Source organism: Enterobacter cloacae complex sp. P12RS (genome assembly GCF_014895875.1).
Lineage (GTDB): Bacteria > Pseudomonadota > Gammaproteobacteria > Enterobacterales > Enterobacteriaceae > Enterobacter > Enterobacter bugandensis.
Genome location: NZ_JADBQO010000006.1, coordinates 1 through 20,974, shown reverse-complemented (window position 1 = coordinate 20,974; position 20,974 = coordinate 1). Strand labels below are relative to the sequence as shown.

General features: G+C 58.3%; 13 protein-coding genes. 3 read left to right on the top strand and 10 right to left on the bottom strand.

The window, feature by feature from the left end; all coding sequences use genetic code 11:
* A complete protein-coding gene (malP, locus tag IM284_RS02555) occupies positions 1-2,394 on the bottom strand; it encodes a maltodextrin phosphorylase (protein WP_047367201.1) in 2,394 nt (797 codons plus the stop codon).
* Positions 2,395-2,979: 585 nt separating this feature from the next.
* On the opposite strand from malP, the gene malT reads away from it, so the two are divergent.
* Complete coding sequence (malT, locus tag IM284_RS02550; RefSeq protein ID WP_047367202.1) at positions 2,980-5,685, top strand: HTH-type transcriptional regulator MalT; 2,706 nt, start codon at positions 2,980-2,982, stop codon at positions 5,683-5,685.
* A 61-nt stretch (positions 5,686-5,746) separates the two neighbouring features.
* Here malT and IM284_RS02545 read toward each other — a convergent pair whose 3' ends face one another.
* The 3 genes from IM284_RS02545 to glpE are packed head-to-tail and all read right to left on the bottom strand — an operon-like array spanning position 5,747 to position 7,732.
* Complete coding sequence (locus tag IM284_RS02545) at positions 5,747-6,505, bottom strand: DeoR/GlpR family transcriptional regulator (protein WP_008503060.1); 759 nt, start codon at positions 6,503-6,505, stop codon at positions 5,747-5,749.
* A 16-nt stretch (positions 6,506-6,521) separates the two neighbouring features.
* A complete protein-coding gene (gene glpG, locus IM284_RS02540; RefSeq protein WP_028014685.1) occupies positions 6,522-7,352 on the bottom strand; it encodes a rhomboid family intramembrane serine protease GlpG in 831 nt (276 codons plus the stop codon).
* 47 nt (positions 7,353-7,399) lie between these two features.
* Entirely contained in the window at positions 7,400-7,732 is a 333-nt protein-coding gene (gene glpE, locus IM284_RS02535; RefSeq protein WP_028014686.1) for a thiosulfate sulfurtransferase GlpE, read from the bottom strand.
* Between the two features lie 188 nt (positions 7,733-7,920).
* On the opposite strand from glpE, the gene glpD reads away from it, so the two are divergent.
* The gene (gene glpD / locus IM284_RS02530) at positions 7,921-9,429 is read left to right on the top strand and encodes a glycerol-3-phosphate dehydrogenase (RefSeq protein WP_041911900.1); all 1,509 of its coding nucleotides are present in this window, start codon (positions 7,921-7,923) and stop codon (positions 9,427-9,429) included.
* 36 nt (positions 9,430-9,465) lie between these two features.
* On the opposite strand, the gene glgP is transcribed toward glpD, so the two are convergent.
* From glgP to asd, 6 genes are all read right to left on the bottom strand, one after another.
* Positions 9,466-11,913, bottom strand: coding sequence for a glycogen phosphorylase (gene glgP, locus IM284_RS02525; protein ID WP_041911899.1), 2,448 nt, complete (start codon positions 11,911-11,913; stop codon positions 9,466-9,468).
* Positions 11,914-11,931: 18 nt separating this feature from the next.
* Entirely contained in the window at positions 11,932-13,365 is a 1,434-nt protein-coding gene (glgA, locus tag IM284_RS02520) for a glycogen synthase GlgA (RefSeq protein ID WP_193055711.1), read from the bottom strand.
* The gene (glgC, locus tag IM284_RS02515; RefSeq protein ID WP_028014690.1) at positions 13,365-14,660 is read right to left on the bottom strand and encodes a glucose-1-phosphate adenylyltransferase; all 1,296 of its coding nucleotides are present in this window, start codon (positions 14,658-14,660) and stop codon (positions 13,365-13,367) included. The genes glgA and glgC overlap by 1 nt, the downstream gene beginning before the upstream one ends.
* Positions 14,661-14,677: 17 nt before the next feature.
* On the bottom strand, positions 14,678-16,651 hold the full coding sequence (glgX, locus tag IM284_RS02510; protein ID WP_047367204.1) for a glycogen debranching protein GlgX: 1,974 nt from the start codon (positions 16,649-16,651) through the stop codon (positions 14,678-14,680).
* Positions 16,648-18,834: a 1,4-alpha-glucan branching enzyme gene (glgB, locus tag IM284_RS02505; RefSeq protein ID WP_047367205.1), complete on the bottom strand. Its 2,187-nt coding sequence runs from the start codon at positions 18,832-18,834 to the stop codon at positions 16,648-16,650. The genes glgX and glgB overlap by 4 nt, the downstream gene beginning before the upstream one ends.
* A gap of 239 nt (positions 18,835-19,073) precedes the next feature.
* Entirely contained in the window at positions 19,074-20,177 is a 1,104-nt protein-coding gene (gene asd, locus IM284_RS02500; protein ID WP_022649649.1) for an aspartate-semialdehyde dehydrogenase, read from the bottom strand.
* 177 nt (positions 20,178-20,354) lie between these two features.
* On the opposite strand from asd, the gene yhgN reads away from it, so the two are divergent.
* Positions 20,355-20,948: an NAAT family transporter YhgN gene (gene yhgN, locus IM284_RS02495; RefSeq protein WP_003861574.1), complete on the top strand. Its 594-nt coding sequence runs from the start codon at positions 20,355-20,357 to the stop codon at positions 20,946-20,948.
* The last annotated feature ends 26 nt before the right edge of the window (positions 20,949-20,974 follow it).

The following is a 20,974-nucleotide window of genomic DNA, read 5'->3' as shown; positions in this document are numbered from 1 at the left end:
TTAGCGTTTTGCCTGCCAGATACGGGCCTGATAATCACGGATTGAGCGGTCAGAGCTGAACATGCCGCAGCGCGCGGTGTTCAGAATGCACGCCCGGGTCCACGCCTCCTGGTCGCGGTACAGCACGTCGACCTGTTTCTGCGCTTCAACGTAGGCCGTGAAGTCCGCCATCACCAGGTACGGGTCGCCGCCGTGTTTGTCCATGCTGTGCAGCATCTGGTCAAACGCGTGCTTGTCGCCATCGCTGTATTTGCCGCTTTCCAGCTCCTTCAGCACCGCATCCAGCACTTTGTCTTTTTTACGCCATTTCACCGGGTCGTAGCCTTTGGCCTTGATGGCTTTCACTTCTTCAACAGTATGGCCGAAGATAAAGATGTTCTCTTCACCGACCTTCTCGGCGATTTCGACGTTCGCACCGTCCAGCGTGCCGACGGTCAGCGCGCCGTTCAGCGCCAGCTTCATGTTGCCAGTACCGGACGCTTCTTTCCCTGCGGTCGAGATCTGCTCGGAGATATCCGCCGCCGGGATCAGCATTTCAGCCGCCGAGACGCAGTAATCCGGCAGGAACACGACCTTCAGCTTGTCGCCCACTTTCGGATCGCTGTTGATCGCCGCCGCCACTTTATTGATGGCGAGGATAATGTTTTTCGCCAGGTAGTAGCCCGGCGCCGCCTTCGCACCGAACAGGAACACGCGCGGCACGCGGTCGGCCTGCGGGTTCTCGCGGATCTCTTTGTACAGCGCCAGAATATGCAGCAGGTTCAGGTGCTGACGCTTGTACTCGTGCAGGCGTTTGATCTGGATATCGAAAATCGCGTTCGGGTTGATCTCAATCCCGGTACGCATTTTCACAAACTCCGCCAGGCGAACCTTGTTCTCCAGCTTGATCGCGCGGTACTGCTCGCGGAATTTCGCGTCGTCGGCGTATTTTTCCAGGTTAATCAACTGGTCCAGATCGTTGGCCCACTCTTTCTTCAGGGTCTTATCCAGCAGGCCGGCCAGCAGCGGATTGCACTGCTTGATCCAGCGACGCGGCGTAATGCCGTTGGTCACGTTGTGGAATTTGGTCGGCCACAGCTGGTGATATTCCGGGAACAGATCTTTCACCACCAGATCGGAGTGCAGCGCCGCCACGCCGTTAACGGCAAAGCCGCTCACCACGCACATGTTCGCCATACGCACCTGTTTGTCGTGCACCACCGCCAGCTTCGCCCAGACGGCTTTGTCGCCCGGCCAGGTTTTCTCCACCAGCGTTTTGAACTGGTCGTTAATCTTGTTGATGATCTGCATGTGGCGCGGCAGCAGCGTTTTCACCAGCTTCTCATCCCAGCACTCCAGCGCTTCCGGCATCAGGGTGTGGTTGGTATAGGCGAAGGTGCGGCTGGTGATGGCCCAGGCGTCGTCCCAGCTCAGCTGATGCTCGTCAATCAGCACGCGCAGCAGTTCCGGGATGGCAATAGTCGGGTGCGTATCGTTAAGCTGAATGACTTCGAAGTCCGGCAGCTGCGCCAGCTTGCGGCCCGCCAGGTGATGGCGACGCAGAATGTCCGCCACGGAGCAGGCGCACTGGAAGTACTGCTGCATCAGGCGCAGCTTTTTGCCCGCCAGATGGTTGTCGTTCGGATAAAGCACTTTCGTCAGCTTCTCGGCGTCGATCCCCTGCTGCTCAGCGCGCAGGAAATCGCCGTCGTTGAATTTGGTCAGGTTGAACGGATGCGCGTGCTTCGCCTGCCACAGGCGCAGCGGCTGCGCCACGCCGTTACGGTAGCCGAGCACCGGCAGATCCCAGGCTTCACCGGTAATAGTGAACGCCGGTTCCCAGAGCCCCTGCTTCGTCACTTTCCCGCCGATGCCGACCTGCACGTCCAACTGCGCGTTGTGGTGGAACCACGGGTAGGTATTGCGATGCCAGTCGTCCGGCGCTTCCATCTGGTGGCCGTCGGCAAACGACTGACGGAACAGGCCGTACTGGTAGTTCAGGCCATAGCCAATCGCCGACTGGCCGACCGTTGCCATAGAGTCAAGGAAACAGGCCGCCAGACGCCCCAGTCCGCCGTTGCCCAGCGCCGGGTCGATCTCTTCTTCCAGCAGGTCGGTCAGGTTAATGTCGTGCTCTTTCAGCACATCACCCACCTCCTGATACCAGCCAAGGTTCAGCAGGTTGTTGCCGGTCAGGCGGCCAATCAGGAACTCCATCGAGATATAGTTAACGTGACGCTGGCCTTTGACGGGCTTCGCCACGGGCTGAGCATCCAGCTGCTCTGCGAGCGCCCCGCTCACCGCCTGCCACCACTGGTGAGGCGTCATCTCGTTTGCAGCATGAAGGCCAAAACGCTGCCACTGACGCGTCAGGGCAGCCTGGAATTGAGCTTTGTTGAAGGTAGGCTGTGACATAGGGGATCGGCATCCTTTAGAAAGAAAACACAAGTTGGCGCTAGTGTGCCTGGCTCATTTCACCTCTTCCTCCTCCCGTGGGGGATTAGGCAGGGAGGAGTAGCGGGGATGAGCGTAAAAGTGTGATCGAGGCCACTCTGAGAGCATAGCTGGAGTGTGCCCGGAAGATAAAAAAGTAACCGGGGAGAATGTCAAAGAAATGAAATGCGGTTTTGGATGAAATTAATCCACGCGGAAATGATTGCTTACGGAGAATAATATTTCAGCAATCGGGTTCTGCCTAAGGAGATTATTAATCTCACTCAACTTTACCTGAAGTTTATTAAATTCGACGTCATTATACCTTTCTGAAACCAGTTTCAGCCCAGCCTCGTGACATCCATACAAGCCAGCATTGACGCGGCATCAAAGCCTTTTCAAAAAAGTTCCAGCACTGGCCGGAATGTTTTGTGACAGAGTGCAAATTCAGAGCCACAAAAGCCAGACATAACTTGCAATAGTTCTCTTTCTGACCGACCTTATAGCTATTAATTACGAAGCGCAAAAAAAATAAATTCTCTCGTTCCCCACAGTGAAGTGAAACCTATGTTGATTCCGTCAAAATTAAGTCGCCCGGTTCGTCTTGACCATACAGTGGTCCGCGAGCGTCTGCTGGCTAAACTTTCCGGCGCGCATAATTTCCGACTGGCGCTGGTTACGAGCCCTGCAGGTTATGGAAAAACAACGCTCATTTCACAATGGGCCGCAGGTAAGAGCGATCTTGGCTGGTACTCCCTCGACGAGGGCGACAACCAGCAAGAGCGTTTTGCCAGCTATCTGATTGCCGCTATTCAACAGGCAACCAACGGACACTGCGTCGCCAGCGAGGCAATGGTGCAAAAGCGCCAGTACGCCAGCCTGTCCTCCCTTTTTTCTCAGCTGTTTATCGAACTGGCCGAATGGCATCGCCCGCTGTACGTGGTAATTGATGACTATCATCTGATCACGAACCCGGTTATCCATGAGTCGATGCGCTTCTTCCTGCGCCACCAGCCGGAAAACCTGACCCTGGTCGTGCTGTCACGCAACCTGCCGCAGCTCGGTATTGCCAACCTGCGCGTGCGCGATCAGCTTCTGGAAGTGGGCAGCCAGCAGCTGGCCTTTACCCACCAGGAAGCGAAACAGTTCTTTGACTGCCGCCTGACCTCACCCATTGAGGCCTCCGAAAGCAGCCGCCTGTGTGATGATGTCGCGGGCTGGGCCACGGCGCTGCAGCTGATTGCCCTTTCTGCCCGGCAAAACAACAGCCCGACGCACCAGTCGGCGCGCCGTCTGGCCGGCATCAACGCCAGCCATCTTTCGGATTACCTGGTGGATGAGGTGCTGAACAGCGTCGATCCCTCCACCCGCAATTTCCTGCTGAAAAGCTCCCTGCTGCGCTCCATGAACGACGCGCTGATTGTGCGCGTAACAGGCTGTGAGAACGGTCAGCTGCAGCTGGAAGAGATTGAACGTCAGGGCCTGTTCCTGACGCGCATGGACGACCCCGGAGAGTGGTTCAGCTATCACCCGCTGTTTGGCAGCTTCCTGCGCCAGCGCTGCCAGTGGGAGCTGGCAACGGAATTGCCGGAAATCCACCGCGCCGCCGCCGAAAGCTGGATGGCGCAAGGCTTCCCGAGCGAGGCCATTCACCACGCGCTTGCCGCCGGTGACGCCAGCATGCTGCGCGATATCCTGCTTAACCACGCGTGGGGGCTGTTTAACCACAGCGAACTGACGCTGCTGGAAGAGTCGTTGAAAGCCTTGCCGTGGGAGAGCCTGCTGGAGAACCCGCGCCTGGTGCTGCTCCAGGCCTGGCTGATGCAGAGCCAGCACCGCTACAGCGAAGTGAATACCCTGCTGGCGCGCGCCGAGCAGGAGATGGAAAGCGAAATGGATATCACCCTGCACGGCGAATTTAACGCCCTGCGGGCGCAGGTCGCGATTAACGACGGCGATGCGGATGAAGCGGAACGGCTGGCGATGGTCGCGCTGGATGAACTGCCGCTGGCGAATTTCTACAGCCGGATTGTGGCTACCTCGGTGCACGGCGAAGTGCTGCACTGCAAGGGAGAACTGACGCGCTCCCTTTCGCTGATGCAGCAAACCGAGCAGATGGCGCGCCGCCATGATGTATGGCACTACGCCCTGTGGAGCCTGATCCAGCAAAGCGAGATTTTATTCGCACAGGGGTTCCTGCAGGCCGCCTGGGAAAATCAGGAAAAAGCGTTCCAGCTGATTCGTGAACAGCACCTGGAACAGCTGCCGATGCACGAGTTCCTGTTGCGTATTCGCGCTCAACTGCTGTGGGCATGGTCGCGTCTGGATGAAGCAGAAAGCTGCGCCCGTCAGGGTGTGAACGTGCTCTCTGGCTTCCAGCCTCAGCAGCAATTGCAGTGTCTGGCCCTGCTGGTGCAGTGCTCGCTGGCGCGTGGCGATCTGGATAACGCCCGCAATCACCTTAACCGTCTGGAAAACCTGCTCGGCAACGGTCAGTACCACAGCGACTGGGTATCGAACGCCGACAAGGTTCGGGTGATTTACTGGCAGATGACGGGGGACAAAAAATCCGCCGCCAACTGGCTGCGCCAGACGCCTAAACCGGAATTTGCCAATAACCACTTCCTGCAAAGCCAGTGGCGCAACATCGCCCGCGTGCAGATCCTGCTGGGTGACTTTGAGCCTGCCGAAATTGTGCTAGAAGAGTTAAACGAAAACGCCCGCAGCCTGCGTCTGATGAGCGATCTGAACCGCAACCTGCTGCTGCTCAACCAGCTTTACTGGCAGGCGGGCCGCAAAAATGACGCCCAGCGCGTGCTGCTGGAAGCCTTGCAGCTGGCGAACCGCACCGGGTTTATTAGCCACTTCGTGATTGAAGGTGAAGTGATGGCGCAGCAGCTGCGCCAGCTGATTCAGCTCAACACGCTGCCGGAGCTGGATCAGCATCGCGCCCAGCGAATCCTGCGCGAGATTAATCAGCACCATCGCCACAAGTTTGCGCATTTCGACGAGAACTTTGTTGAACGCCTGCTGAACCACCCGGAAGTGCCGGAGCTTATTCGCACCAGCCCGCTCACCCAGCGCGAATGGCAGGTGCTGGGGCTGATCTATTCCGGATACAGTAACGAGCAGATTGCCGGTGAGCTGGCGGTGGCGGCAACCACCATCAAAACGCACATTCGCAATCTGTATCAGAAGCTGGGCGTGGCGCACCGTCAGGACGCGGTGCAGCATGCGCAGCAGCTGTTGAAGATGATGGGGTACGGAGTTTAGTTTTGTGCGGCCTGATGCCCTCACCCCGGCCCTCTCCCACAGGGAGAGGGAGAACGGCTTTTCAACACAACTCTAACTGCAAATTATTATCCTTAATCACCTGCATCACGCCCGCTGGCGGCATCACGTCGGTATAGACCGCATCCACCATGCTGATGCTGCCCATGTTCACCATCGCGTTACGGCCAAACTTCGAGTGATCCACCACCAGCATCACGTGGCGCGAGTTTTCAATGATTGCGCGCTTGGTGCGCACCTCGTGGTAATCAAACTCCAGCAGCGAGCCATCGCTGTCGATGCCGCTGATCCCCAGGATGCCGAAGTCGAGGCGGAACTGAGAGATAAAGTCGAGCGTCGCTTCGCCGATAATTCCGCCGTCGCGGCTGCGCAGTTCGCCGCCCGCGAGGATGATGCGGAAATCATCTTTCTGCATCAACGTGTTGGCGACGTTCAGGTTGTTGGTCACCACGCGCAGGTTCTCATGATCCAGCAGCGCATGAGCGACCGCTTCCGGCGTGGTGCCGATATCAATAAACAGCGTCGCACCGTTCGGGATTTGGCTCGCCACTTTACGCGCAATGCGCTCTTTTTCTGCCGTCTGCGTGGCTTTACGGTCGTGCCAGGAGGTGTTGACCGAGCTGGACGGCAGCGCCGCGCCGCCGTGGTGGCGCAAAATACGGTTCTGATCGGCCAGATCGTTCAGGTCACGACGGATGGTTTGCGGGCTGACGGCAAACTGCTCGACCAGCTCTTCGGTGCTGACGTATCCCTGTTTTTTGACCAGTTCGATAATGGCGTCATGGCGTTGTGTTTGTTTCATCAATTATCCCTGAGAATTATGTTCGTTTTCGCGCATGGAGCGTGTCGGCAAGCGCCATTGCAAGACCGACGGCGAGGCCGGTGACGTGCGCACCATTGGCGATAGACATACCAAACAGATCAAACCATCCGGCAATTAGCCATATTAACGCAAAGGCTATTAATCCGCGTTGTAAATAGATGCCGCTTTCCGGGTCGCGCTCCCCGCGAAGCCAGACGTAGCCCATCAAAGCGTAGACGACACCCGACAGCCCGCCGAACCACGGGCCGCTGAATTTATGTTGTACATAGCCGCTCAGCAGGGCGCTGATTACGGTGATGACAATCAGCTTGCCGCTGCCGAGCCGCTTCTCAACGATACCGCCGAGATACCACCACCACAGCAGGTTAAAGAGGATATGCATCACCGAGAAATGCATCAGCGCGTGGGTAAAGTAGCGCCAGACGTCAAAATCCAGCGACGGATCATATGGCCACGCCAGCGCGATCATCACGCTCTGGTCGCCCACCACGTTCATAATAATGAAGACGATAATGCAGGCTGCCATCAGCAGCAGCGTAAACGGGCCCGCGCGCTCGCGAATCGTGGCAAGGAAGGGAAAGCGGCTGTAATGCAGTCCGCTGCCGGTCTGCCCGGATTGCCAGCTGGCCGCCAGATAGCGCGGGTCGCCGGGGTTCTCAAGGAAACGCGCCAGCTCCTCGTTGACCCGCGCAGCCTGGCTCTCGTCGGCCAGCCAGACGTCGGTCTGAGTATGTTGCTGAATAGTCAGAATAACGCCCTGCGTCGCCATATAGTCGACAAACGCCTGGGCGACGCGCGGGTTGGTAAAAGAGGTGATCATCAACATGGGCAGCGGTCGCTTATTTCCACACAAAAGGGGACAGTATAGCGGGATTAGCGCTCAAACGCGTATTCCACTTCTGCCGGGAAATGACGATGCCAGGCATCGAAGCCGCCGTCGACGCTGTAAACCGCGTCATAGCCTTGCTGAATCAGATACTGCGCCGCGCCTTTGCTGCTGTTGCCGTGGTAGCACATGACCATAACGGGCGTTTCGAAGTCGTTATCGCGCATAAACGCGCCCAGCGTGTCGTTGGTCAGATGAAACGCGCCCGGCGTGTGGCCCATCGCAAAACTCTGCGGGTCGCGGATGTCCACCAGCACCGCTTTTCCCTGGTGCATCTTCTGGTGGGCTTCTTCTACGTTAATACATTCAAACTGATCCATGGTGTTCTCTTTACAGTGGTCAACGACAAGATTTTACCCCGTAGTGTACGTCCTGGCGGCGGGTAAACGCCATTATGTTATCCATATCACTCTAAATTGTTTTTTTGATGTTACCAAAAGCGCGTTCCTTTGCTATTATGAGCGATATCGAACATTTTTGAGCTTTAACGAAAGTGCATGAGGGTGTTATGGAAACCAAAGATCTGATTGTGATAGGCGGTGGCATCAACGGTGCCGGTATTGCGGTTGATGCCGCAGGACGCGGTTTATCCGTGCTGATGCTGGAAGCTAACGATCTCGCCTGCGCGACGTCGTCCGCCAGCTCCAAGCTGATCCACGGTGGCCTGCGCTACCTGGAACACTACGAATTCCGCCTGGTCAGCGAAGCGCTGGCCGAACGCGAAGTGCTGCTGAAAATGGCCCCGCATCTGGCGATCCCGATGCGCTTCCGCCTGCCGCACCGCCCGCACCTGCGTCCGGCGTGGATGATCCGCATCGGCCTGTTTATGTACGATCATCTGGGCAAACGCACCAGCCTGCCGGGTTCGAACGGTTTGCGTTTTGGCTCAGAATCGGTCCTTAAGCCGGAAATCGTGCGCGGTTTCGAATATTCAGACTGCTGGGTGGACGATGCGCGTCTGGTTCTGGCGAATGCGCAGATGGTCGAGAAGAAAGGCGGCGAGGTGAAAACCCGCACCCGCGCGACCGCCGCCCGTCGTGAAAACGGCCTGTGGATTGTGGAAGCAGAAGACGTGGATACCGGCGAGAAGTTCAGTTGGAAAGCGCGCGGCCTGGTGAACGCTACCGGCCCGTGGGTGAAGCAGTTCTTCGACGACGGCATGCACCTGCCTTCGCCGTACGGCATCCGCCTGATCAAGGGCAGCCACATTGTGGTGCCGCGCGTGCATACCCAGAAGCAGGCTTATATCCTGCAAAACGAAGATAAACGCATCGTGTTTGTGATCCCGTGGATGGACGAATTCTCCATCATCGGGACCACCGACGTGGAGTACAAAGGCGATCCGAAAAACGTTGAGATCGACGAGAGCGAAGTCAACTACCTGTTGAAAGTGTATAACGCGCACTTTAAGAAACAGCTTTCGCGCGACGACGTGGTCTGGACCTACTCTGGCGTGCGTCCGCTGTGCGATGACGAGTCTGACTCACCGCAGGCCATCACCCGCGACTACACGCTTGATATCCACGACGTAGACGGTCAGGCACCGCTGCTGTCGGTGTTTGGCGGCAAGCTGACTACCTACCGCAAGCTGGCCGAGCACGCGCTGGAAAAACTGGCGCCGTACTACAAAGGTATTGGCCCGGCGTGGACCAAAGAGGCAGTGCTGCCCGGCGGAGATATTGGCGGAAACCGCGACGATTACGCCGCGAAGCTGCGCCGTCGCTTCCCGTTCATTACCGAAGGGATGGCGCGCCACTACGCCCGCACCTACGGCAGCAATACCGAGCTGTTCCTGGGCGACGCGAAATCGCTTGCCGATCTGGGTGAACATTTCGGCCACGAGCTGTACGAGGCCGAGCTGCGCTACCTGGTTGAGCACGAGTGGGTTCGCCGCCTTGAAGATGCCATCTGGCGTCGTACCAAAGAAGGGATGTGGCTTAACGCCGAGCAGCAGTCTCGCGTGGCGCAGTGGCTGCAGCAGCATGCGGGGAAGCGTGAATTATCATTGGCGTCGTAAATGAAAAAAGCCCGGTGGCGCCACCGGGCTTTGTTTTTACAACCGCACCGGATCAATATGCCAGATGTTCTCGGCATACTCCTTGATGGTCCTGTCAGACGAGAAATACCCCATGTTGGCGATGTTGTGCATCGCCGCGCTGGTCCACTTCTCCTGCTGACGGTACAGCTCGTCCACTTTATCCTGGCAGTCCACGTAGCTGCGATAATCCGCCAGCACCTGATAGTGGTCGCCAAAGTTAATCAGCGAATCCACCAGATCGCGATAGCGGCCCGGCTCGTCGGGGCTGAACACACCGGTCGCAATCTGCGTCAGGACCTGACGTAGCTCTTCATCCCCTTCATAGAACTCACGCGGGGAGTAGCCTTTCCTGCGCAGCGCCTCCACTTCTTCGGTGGTATTGCCGAAGATAAAGATATTCTCTTCCCCTACGTGCTCCAGCATCTCGACGTTCGCCCCGTCCAGGGTGCCGATGGTCAGCGCGCCGTTGAGGGCAAACTTCATGTTGCTGGTGCCGGACGCTTCCGTTCCCGCCGTGGAGATCTGCTCGGAGAGATCTGCCGCCGGGATGATCAGCTGCGCCAGGCTGACGCTGTAGTTCGGGATGAATACCACCTTCAGCTTGTCGCCAATCTCCGGATCCTGGTTCACCACCTTCGCCACGTCGTTGATCAGGTGAATAATGTGCTTCGCCATGTAGTAAGCGGAAGCCGCCTTACCGGCGAAGATCTTCACGCGCGGCACCCACTCTGCGGTTGGATCGGCCTTAATGCGGTTGTAGTGGGTGATCACGTGCAGCACGTTCATCAGCTGACGCTTGTACTCGTGGATGCGCTTGATCTGCACGTCAAACAGCGCTTTCGGGTTTGCGACCACGTTGAGGTGCATCGCCAGCCAGACCGCCAGACGTTTCTTGTTCAGCAGCTTGGCTTCCCGCACGGCCTTGTTCACCGTCGGGAAATCAATATGCTGCTTAAGCTCGCTCAGCTGGCTCAAATCGGTGCGCCAGGTGCGGCCGATATTCTCATCCAGCACGTCAGAGAGCGGCTGGTTGGCCAGCGCCAGCCAGCGGCGCGGCGTAACGCCGTTGGTGACGTTGCAGAAGCGCGTCGGGAAGATCTTCGCGAAGTCCGCAAACAGGGACTGCACCATCAGGTTCGAGTGCAGCTCGGACACCCCGTTAACCTTGTGGCTGATCACCACCGCCAGCCAGGCCATGCGCACGCGACGACCGTTGGATTCATCAATGATCGAGGCACGGCTCAGCAGCCCGGTATCGTTCGGGTACTGCTCCTGCAGCGTCTTGAGGAAGTAGTCGTTGATCTCGAAGATGATTTGCAGGTGGCGCGGCAGAATTTTGCCGAGCATGTCCACCGGCCAGGTCTCCAGCGCTTCGCTCATCAGGGTGTGATTGGTGTAGGAGAACACCTGGCACGTCACCTCAAACGCGTCGTCCCAGCTGAACTTGTGCTCGTCGATCAGCAGGCGCATCAGCTCGGGAATGGAGAGCACCGGATGGGTGTCGTTAAGGTGAATCGCGGTTTTCTCCGCCAGGTTGGCGTAGGTTTTGTGCAGCTGATGGTGACGGCTGAGGATGTCCTGAATCGTCGCGGAGACGAGGAAATACTCCTGACGCAGGCGCAGCTCGCGCCCGGAGTAGGTTGAGTCATCCGGGTACAGCACGCGGGAGACGTTCTCGGAGTGGTTTTTATCTTCCACCGCCGCAAAGTAGTCGCCCTGGTTAAATTTACCGAGGTTGATTTCGCTGCTCGCCTGGGCATTCCACAGGCGCAGCGTATTGGTCGCATCGGTGTCATAGCCGGGGATGATCTGATCATAGGCCACGGCGAGGATCTCTTCGGTTTCCACCCAGCGGGACTTTTTCCCTTCCTGCTGAATGCGTCCGCCAAAGCGCACCTTGTAGCGCGTGTTGTGGCGCTTGAACTCCCACGGGTTGCCGTATTCCAGCCAGTAGTCCGGGGACTCTTTCTGGCGGCCGTCAACGATGTTCTGCTTGAACATGCCGTAGTCGTAGCGAATACCGTAGCCGCGCCCCGGCAGCGCCAGCGTTGCCAGCGAGTCAAGGAAGCAGGCGGCAAGACGCCCGAGACCACCGTTACCCAGCCCCGGGTCGTTCTCTTCGTCAATCAGCTCTTCTAAATCCAGCCCCATCTCTTCCAGCGCGGTTTTGACGTCGTCGTAGATACCGAGCGACAGCAGCGCGTTGGAGAGGGTGCGGCCAATCAAAAATTCCATCGACAGGTAGTAAACCTGCCGCGTCTCCTGCGAAAGCTGGGCGCGGTTAGAGCGCAGCCAGCGTTCGACCATGCGGTCACGCACCGCAAACAGGGTGGCGTTCAGCCACTCGTGCTTGTTGGCGATGACCGGATCTTTCCCGATGGTAAACATCAGCTTGTAGGCGATGGAGTGCTTTAACGCCTCAACGCTGAGCGTGGGGGAAGAGTAGCTAAATGGAGCGTTCATATCAGTAACTTCGCCTCGTTACATCAAGCGTTGATAAAGGTCGCGGTACGACTGCGCCGCAACGTGCCAGCTAAAGTCCATGGACATCGCCTGACGCTGAACGTAACGCCACAGGGATGAACGGGACCACAAGACGAACGCACGCCGAATCGCCCGAAGCAGCGACCAGGCATTACTGTCTTCAAAGACAAACCCGCTGGCGATACCGTCCGCCAGGTTTTCCAGAGAGCTATCCGACACCGTATCCGCCAGCCCGCCCGTGCGGCGCACCAGCGGCAGCGTGCCGTATTTCAGGCCGTAGAGCTGCGTCAGGCCGCAGGGTTCGAAACGGCTCGGCACCAGAATCACGTCCGCGCCGCCCATAATGCGATGCGAGAACGCTTCGTGATAGCCAATCTGCACGCCCACCTGCCCCGGATGTTCCGCGGCGGCGGCGAGGAAACCTTCCTGCAGCACCGGGTCGCCCGCGCCGAGCAGCGCCAGCTGTCCGCCCTGCTCCAGTAAACCGGGCAGCGCCTCCAGCACCAGATCCAGCCCTTTCTGGCTGGTCAGGCGGCTGACCACCGCAAACAGCGGCACCTTGTCGTTGACCTTCAGCCCCATCGCAATTTGCAGCTGGCGTTTGTTTTCGGCTTTATCTTCCACCGAGTCGCGGCCATAGCGCGCGGCCAGCAGGAGATCGGTTTCAGGGCTCCAGATCTGCTCATCCACGCCGTTCAGAATGCCCGACAGGCGGCCTTCACGATGGCGCTGCTGCAGCAGCCCTTCCAGACCGTAGCCAAACTCCGGCCGGGTAATTTCACGCGCGTAGGTGGGGCTCACCGCCGTGATGTGGTCGGCGTAGTACAGCCCGGCCTTCAGGAACGAAATTTGCCCGTTGAACTCCAGCCCGTGCATGTTATAGAACGACCATGGCAGATCGATGTCATTCATATGATGCGCATAGTACATGCCCTGATACGCCAGGTTGTGCACCGTAAACACCGATTTTGCCGGATGCCCTTTTGCCGCCAGATACGCTGGCGTCAGCCCGGCGTGCCAGTCGTGCGCGTGGACCACATCCGGACGCCAGAATGGATCCAGCCCGACGGCCATCTCCGCCCCCACCCAGCCGAGCAGCGCAAAGCGCAGCACGTTGTCGGTATAGGCGAACAGGTTGGTATCGTGATACGGGCTGCCCGGACGGTCGTACAGGTGCGGCGCGTCGATCAGGTAGATCCCTACGCCGTTGTAGTGCCCAAACAGCAGGGTGATGCGTCCGGCAAACGTTTCACGGCGGGTCACGACCTTTGCATCAGGTATGCCGCGCCGGATATCCGGGAAGGCGGGCAGCAGGACACGGGTATCGACTCCACCGGCGATTTGCGCCGCGGGTAATGCACCAAGAACATCCGCCAGGCCGCCCGTTTTTAACAACGGGAACATCTCAGAACATACGTGTAAAACCTGCATCATCGCTCCTGTTTGATCTGCAGCTTCCGCAACATTTCCCGTGTGACTAACACGATCCCCTCTTCAGAACGGTAGAAGCGACGCGCATCTTCTTCCGCGTTTTCACCAATCACCATTCCCTCAGGAATGACGCAGGCGCGGTCGATCACGCAGCGACGCAGACGACACGAACGCCCTACCCAGACATCCGGCAGCAGAACCGCCGAATCGATATTACAGAATGAGTTTATACGCACGCGCGGGAACAGCACGGACTGCACCACCACCGAACCGGAGATGATGCACCCGCCGGAGACCAGCGAGTTCAGGGTCATGCCGTGGCTGCCGGAGCGGTCCTGCACGAACTTCGCCGGCGGCAGGGATTCCATGTGGGTACGAATCGGCCAGTTCTGGTCGTACATATCCAGCTCAGGCGTCACGGACGCCAGATCGAGGTTGGCTTTCCAGTACGCTTCCAGGGTTCCCACATCGCGCCAGTAAGGCTCCGCATTCGGATCGGACTGCACGCAGGACAATGGGAAGGGATGTGCATAGGCCATGCCAGCTTTGGTGATTTTCGGGATGATGTCTTTACCGAAGTCGTGGCTGGAGCTTTCGTCTTTGTCGTCTTCTTCGAGCAACTCATAAAGATAATCTGCATCAAAGACATAGATCCCCATGCTGGCGAGCGATTTGGTGTCATCGCCCGGCATGGTTGGCGGGTTCGCCGGTTTTTCAACGAAGTCGATAATCTTGTCGTCCGCATCCACGTGCATCACGCCAAACGCCGTCGCCTCGGCAACGGGCACCGGCAGACACGCCACGGTGCAGCGCGCCCCTTTTTCGACGTGGTCGATCAGCATGTGCGAGTAATCCTGCTTGTAGATGTGGTCACCCGCGAGGATCACGATGTATTCCGCGCTGTAGCGGCGAATAATGTCGAGGTTTTGGGTCACCGCATCCGCCGTGCCGCGGTACCAGTTTTCCCCGTGTACACGCTGCTGCGCCGGGAGCAGATCGACAAACTCGTTCATCTCTTCGCTGAAGAATGACCAGCCGCGCTGAATGTGCTGCACCAGGGTGTGCGACTGATACTGCGTAATGACGCCAATGCGGCGAATGCCCGAGTTCAGGCAGTTTGAGAGCGCAAAGTCGATAATGCGGAACTTACCACCAAAGTGAACGGCCGGCTTGGCGCGCTTGATGGTCAAATCTTTCAGACGGGTACCACGCCCGCCCGCAAGTATCAGGGCAACGGTTTTTAATGGTAGCTGGCGCGCCAACATTAACGGATCGTTCTTCTCTAATCTAACCATGACTAACTCCTTTTTTATCATCTTTGGAATACGCACACTCCGTGCGCAGGCCCGTGCCAGACAGCCATTACTACCGGATTATCCGCTCCGGCAAAGGGGGGAACAGCTCGCCACTCCCCGTCAGGTAAAACAATCTCTGCGACGTCGTCCGTCGCGTTCAGCGTCACCAGCCACTTACCCGAAAGCAGGATTTGCAGGCAGGTGATGCCGTGTTGCCACTCTTGCGCGCTCAACGGCTGCGCGTCTTTATTCAGCCAGCTAACGTTGCCGTCGCCCTCTTCCCACCAGCTGTCGGCGGTAAGGGCGGGGATCTGCTGGCGAAGGTGGATCAGCGCCGCGGTGAAATGGGTCAACCCGCTGTTCGCCTCCCCCCAGTCGAGCCAGGTTAAGGTATTGTCCTGGCAATAGGCGTTGTTATTGCCGTGCTGGCTGTGGCCGTGCTCGTCGCCCGCCAGCAGCATCGGCGTGCCCTGAGACAGCAAAAGCGTCGTCAGCAGCGCATGAACGCTGGCGCGTCGCCGCTCGATCACATCCAGACTTCCGCCTAACCCTTCTATACCATGATTGAAGCTATGGTTATTGTTAGTGCCATCGCGATTCTCTTCGCCGTTGGCCTCATTGTGTTTCTGATTGAAACAAACGCAGTCGCGCAGCGTAAAACCGTCATGCGCCGTCACCAGGTTGATGGTGGCCGACGGACGTTTTCCGTCGCGCTTAAAGAGATCGCTGGAGCCGGCAAAGCGTCCGGCGAACTCGCCCAGCGACAAATCGCGCGCCAGCCAGAATCGGCGGATGGCATCGCGGTAGTGGTCGTTCCACTCGGCAAACAGCGGCGGGAAGTTCCCCACCTGATAACCGCCTTCACCAATGTCCCAGGGTTCCGCAATCAGCTTCACCGTTGAGAGCACCGGGCAGTTTTTTATCGCCTCAAACAGCGGCGCCTGCTGGCTAAATGCTGGAGTGCGCCCCATCACCGGCGCCAGGTCGAAACGAAAACCGTCCACGTGGAACGTCTCTACCCAGTATTTCAGGCATTCGTACGCGTAATGCGTAACGGCCGGATGGCTGAGGTTGAGGGTGTTACCGCACCCGGTCCAGTTCTCGTAATCGCCATCTTCCCTGATCCAATAATAGCTACGGTTATCGATTCCGCGCTGTGAGAGCGTCGGGCCGTCAAGATCGCTTTCCGCACTGTGGTTCAGCACCACGTCCAGAATGACCTCAATGCCCGCGGCGTGGAGTGCCTTCACCGCGTCGCGAAACTCGTCCCGCGCTTTCTCCGGATGCACCGCGTAGCGCGGGTCGAGAGCGAACATCGCCAGCGGGTTGTAGCCCCAGTAGTTGCTTAACCCAAGACGCTGAAGACGCGGCTCGCTGGCGAAATGCGCCACCGGAAGCAGCTCCAGCGCGGTGATGCCCAAATGCTTCAGGTAAGCGACCATGGTCGGATGCCCCAGCGCTTTGTAGGTGCCGCGCATCTCTTTGGGGATCGACGGGTGCAGGTAGGTCAGCCCTTTGACGTGCGCTTCATAGATGACGGTGTTACCCCACGGCGTGCGCGGCGGGGCATCGTCTTCCCAGTCGTAGAGATCGTGCACCACCGCGCTTTTCGGCGCGACGGGCGCGCTATCGCGGTGGTCCGGTTCGCCGTAGCCGACGTGGAACAGCGGGTCGTCTTTAAACTCGCCGTCCACGCGGCGCGCGCACGGGTCAATCAGCAGCTTCGCCGGGTTAAACCAGTGCCCCTGAGAAGGCTCCCACGGGCCGTGTACGCGAAAACCGTAGTGCATTCCCGGACGCCCGCCGGACAGGTAACCGTGCCAGATGTCTCCCGTGCGGGACGGTAAATCGTAACGGTGCTCGTTACCCTCCCCGTCAAACACGCAGAGCTCCACCCGCTCCGCGTGAGCAGAAAAGAGCGTGAAGTTCACCCCCTTTCCATCAAAACTCGCGCCGAGCGGTTCGGGTTTACCTGCCGTAAGCTGCGTCATTCTCCCTCCCGCATCAGCCAGATGGTGCCAAGCGGCGGCAGCGTCAGGCTCAGGGAGTTTGGACGCCCGTGGCTTTCAATCGCATCGCTCTGCACCAGCCCGCCATTACCGGCGTTACTGCCGTGGTAATGCATGGAATCGGTATTCAGGATCTCGCGCCATTTGCCCGGCTGGTTAATGCCGAAGCGGTAGTGTTCGCGCGGCACCGGCGTGAAGTTGCTGGCGACGATAATCTCGTTGCCCGCTTTATCGCGACGCACAAAGACAAACACCGAGCGCTCGTGGTCGTCCACCACCAGCCACTCAAAGCCGTACGGATCAAAGTCCAGCTCGTGTAGCGCTTTGTGGTGGCGGTAGGTCAGGTTCAGGTCGCGCACCAGACGCTGTACGCCGTGGTGCCAGTTGTCGCCGCCCTCCAGCAGATGCCAGTCGAGGCTGGTGTCGTGGTTCCACTCGCGACCCTGGGCGAACTCATTGCCCATAAACAGCAGCTTTTTGCCCGGGAAGGCAAACATCCAGCCGTAGTAGGCGCGCAGGTTGGCAAACTTCTGCCACGCGTCGCCCGGCATGCGGTCGAGAATGGATTTTTTGCCGTGCACCACTTCATCATGCGACAGCGGCAGTATGAAGTTTTCGGTGTAGTTGTAGAGCAGCCCGAAGGTGAGCTTATCGTGGTGATACTGACGATAAACCGGGTCGAGCTTCATGTAGTCGAGCGTGTCGTGCATCCAGCCCAGGTTCCACTTGTACCAGAACCCCAGGCCGCCTGATGACGGAGGGCGGGAGACGCCCGCAAAGTCCGTCGACTCTTCCGCCATGGTCACGGCGCCTTCCACCTGCTCGCCGATGATGCGGTTGGTGTTGCGCAGAAACTCAATCGCTTCGAGGTTTTCACGGCCGCCATACTCGTTCGGGATCCACTCCCCCTCTTTGCGGCTGTAGTCGCGGTAGATCATCGAGGCCACCGCATCCACGCGCAGGGCGTCAATGCCGAAGCGTTCGATCCAGTACAGCGCATTCCCCACCAGGTAATTCGACACTTCACGGCGACCGTAGTTGTAGATCAGCGTGTTCCAGTCCTGGTGATAGCCTTCGCGCGGGTCGCTGTGCTCGTACAGCTTTGTGCCGTCGAACTCTGCCAGCGCAAAATCGTCCGACGGGAAATGGCCCGGGACCCAGTCGAGGATCACGTTCAGCCCGGCGGCGTGCGCGGCATCAATGAAATAGCGGAAATCATCGCGCGTGCCGAAGCGCCGCGTGGGCGCATACAGCCCGGTGGGCTGATAGCCCCAGCTGCCGTCGAACGGGTGCTCGTTAACCGGCAGCAGTTCGAGGTGGGTAAAGCCCATCCATTTGGCGTACGGCACCAGCTGGTCGGCGAGCTCCCGGTAGCTGAGCCAGAAGTTGTTATCGGTGTGGCGGCGCCAGGAGCCGAGATGCACTTCGTAAACGGAGATCGGCGCATCAAAGCGGTTGGCCTGCTTGCGCTCCTCGGTCTGAACGACCTTCTCCGGCAGGCCGCAGATCAGCGATGCGGTATCCGGGCGCATCTGCGCCTCAAAGGCGTACGGGTCGGCTTTAATGCGCAGCTTGCCGTGCGCGTCGATCATCTCAAATTTGTAGAGCTGGCCGTTATGCGCCCCGGGGATAAACAGCTCCCAGATGCCCGTCTCACGGCGCAGGCGCATCGGGTGGCGGCGACCGTCCCAGTAGTTGAACTGCCCAACGACGGAGACGCGCTGGGCGTTTGGCGCCCATACGGCAAAGCGCGTGCCGGTGATACCGTCCATGGTATCCGCGTGGGCACCCAGCGTTTCGTAGGGGCGTAAATGGGTCCCTTCGGACAGCAGCCAGGCGTCCATCTCTTTTAAGAGCGGCCCAAAGCTGTAGGGATCGTCAATCAGGTTTTGCTGGCCGTGCCAGATAACGGCGAGCTGATAGCGAAAGGGGTTTTTACGGCGGGGCATGACGCCCGAGAAGAAGCCGCGCGAATCGAGGCATTCCAGATTACCCACCTTGCGGCCGGTTTTGGGTTCGATAACCCACACTTCTGTCGCATCCGGCAACAGCGCCCGAACTTCCAGTCCGGCCTCTGTACGGTGCATCCCTAGCACAGAAAAGGGGTCTGCAAAATGACCCGCAATAAGCGCATTAATCACGTCTCTCGAAATACGATCGGACATGGTATTCATCCTGTTTTTTTATGTCGCCCTTTTTACGCGCTCCGGGACGACTTTTAATGTGACCTAAACGGTGCAGTTGATCCTCTCTGCTCCGCCCTACCCTCAGGTGAGAAATAAATCTTCCTTAAAGCATAGCCAACGTCGTGGTTCCTCCTGATAAAAAATAAGACATCTGCGTTTTACTCCATGTAGTACGCAAAAAAAGGGGGTGACAATCACCCCCCGTGTTTAACAAATTATTACGCCAGCTGGCGCAGCATGCGGCGCAGCGGCTCGGCGGCACCCCACAACAGCTGGTCGCCGACGGTGAACGCGGAGAGATACTCCGGCCCCATGTTCAGCTTGCGCAGGCGGCCAACCGGCGTGGTCAGCGTACCGGTAACGGCAGCCGGGGTCAGTTCACGCATGGTGATATCGCGATCGTTTGGTACCACTTTCGCCCACGGGTTGTGCGCGGCCAGCAGCTCTTCCACGGTCGGAATAGACACATCTTTTTTCAGTTTAATGGTGAAGGCCTGGCTGTGGCAGCGCAGCGCGCCGATACGCACGCACAGACCGTCAACCGGAATGGTATTCGCGGTGGCGAGGATTTTGTTGGTCTCCGCCTGGCCCTTCCACTCTTCGCGGGTCTGGCCGTTATCCAGCTGTTTGTCGATCCACGGGATCAGGCCGCCGGCCAGCGGTACGCCGAAGTTATCCACCGGCAGCTCGCCGCTGCGGGTCAGCTGAGTGACTTTGCGCTCGATGTCGAGGATGGCGGACGCCGGGTTTGCCAGCTCGGTCGCGACGCTTTGGTGCAGCTGGCCCATCTGGGTCAGCAGCTCGCGCATGTGGCGCGCGCCGCCGCCGGACGCGGCCTGGTAGGTCGCCACGGAGACCCACTCCACCAGGTCCTGCGCGAACAGGCCGCCGAGTGACATCAGCATCAGGCTGACGGTGCAGTTGCCGCCAACAAAGGTTTTTACGCCGTTGTTCAGGCCGTCGGTGATGACGTCCTGGTTAACCGGGTCGAGAATAATGATGGCATCGTCTTTCATGCGCAGTGAAGAGGCCGCGTCAATCCAGTAGCCCTGCCAGCCGCTTTCACGCAGCTTTGGATAGATTTCGTTGGTATAATCGCCGCCCTGGCAGGTCACAATAATGTCGAGTGCCTTCAGCGCTTCCAGATCGTAAGCGTCCTGCAACGTGCCTGTGGTACCACCAAAGGACGGAGCAGCCTGGCCGAGCTGGGAAGTGGAGAAGAAGACCGGGCGGATAGCGTCGAAATCGCGCTCTTCAACCATGCGTTGCATGAGTACAGAGCCGACCATACCGCGCCAGCCGATGAAACCAACGTTTTTCATAGCATTTTTTTCCTGCTGAGGGTGTGTGCTGATTGTGCAAGCCAGTATTGAACTGGGATATGCTTCACATTACAAAATGCTGCCAAAGTCGCAAGCGAAATTAATCGATGATTGCCCGGCAATCAGAAATACAGCTAATTATCATAATAACCATAGAGAGTTTCAGGGATAATTTACATGAGTGAAATCATTTCAGCAGCGGTTTTATTGATCCTGATAATGGATCCACTGGGCAACCTGCCCATCTTCATGTCGGTGCTGAAGCACACCGAGCCGAAGCGCCGCCGGGCGATCATGATCCGCGAGCTGCTTATTGCCCTGCTGGTGATGTTTATCTTCCTGTTTGCCGGTGAAAAAATCCTCGCGTTCCTGAACCTGCGCGCCGAAACGGTCTCCATTTCCGGCGGGATTATTCTCTTCCTGATTGCCATTAAGATGATCTTCCCGAGCGCCGAAGGCAGCAGCAGCGGCCTGCCCGCGGGCGAAGAGCCGTTTATCGTGCCGCTGGCGATTCCCCTCGTCGCGGGGCCAACCATTCTGGCGACGCTGATGCTGCTGTCGCATCAGTATCCGAATCAGATGAGCCATCTGGTCATTGCCCTGCTGATTGCCTGGGGCGGAACATTTATTATTCTGCTGCAGTCGTCGCTGTTCCTGCGCCTGCTGGGTGAGAAAGGAGTGAACGCGCTGGAGCGTCTGATGGGGCTGATTCTGGTAATGATGGCGACGCAGATGTTCCTGGACGGCATCCGGGCGTGGATGAAAGGATGACTTTCTCCCTCTCCCCGTGGGTGTAC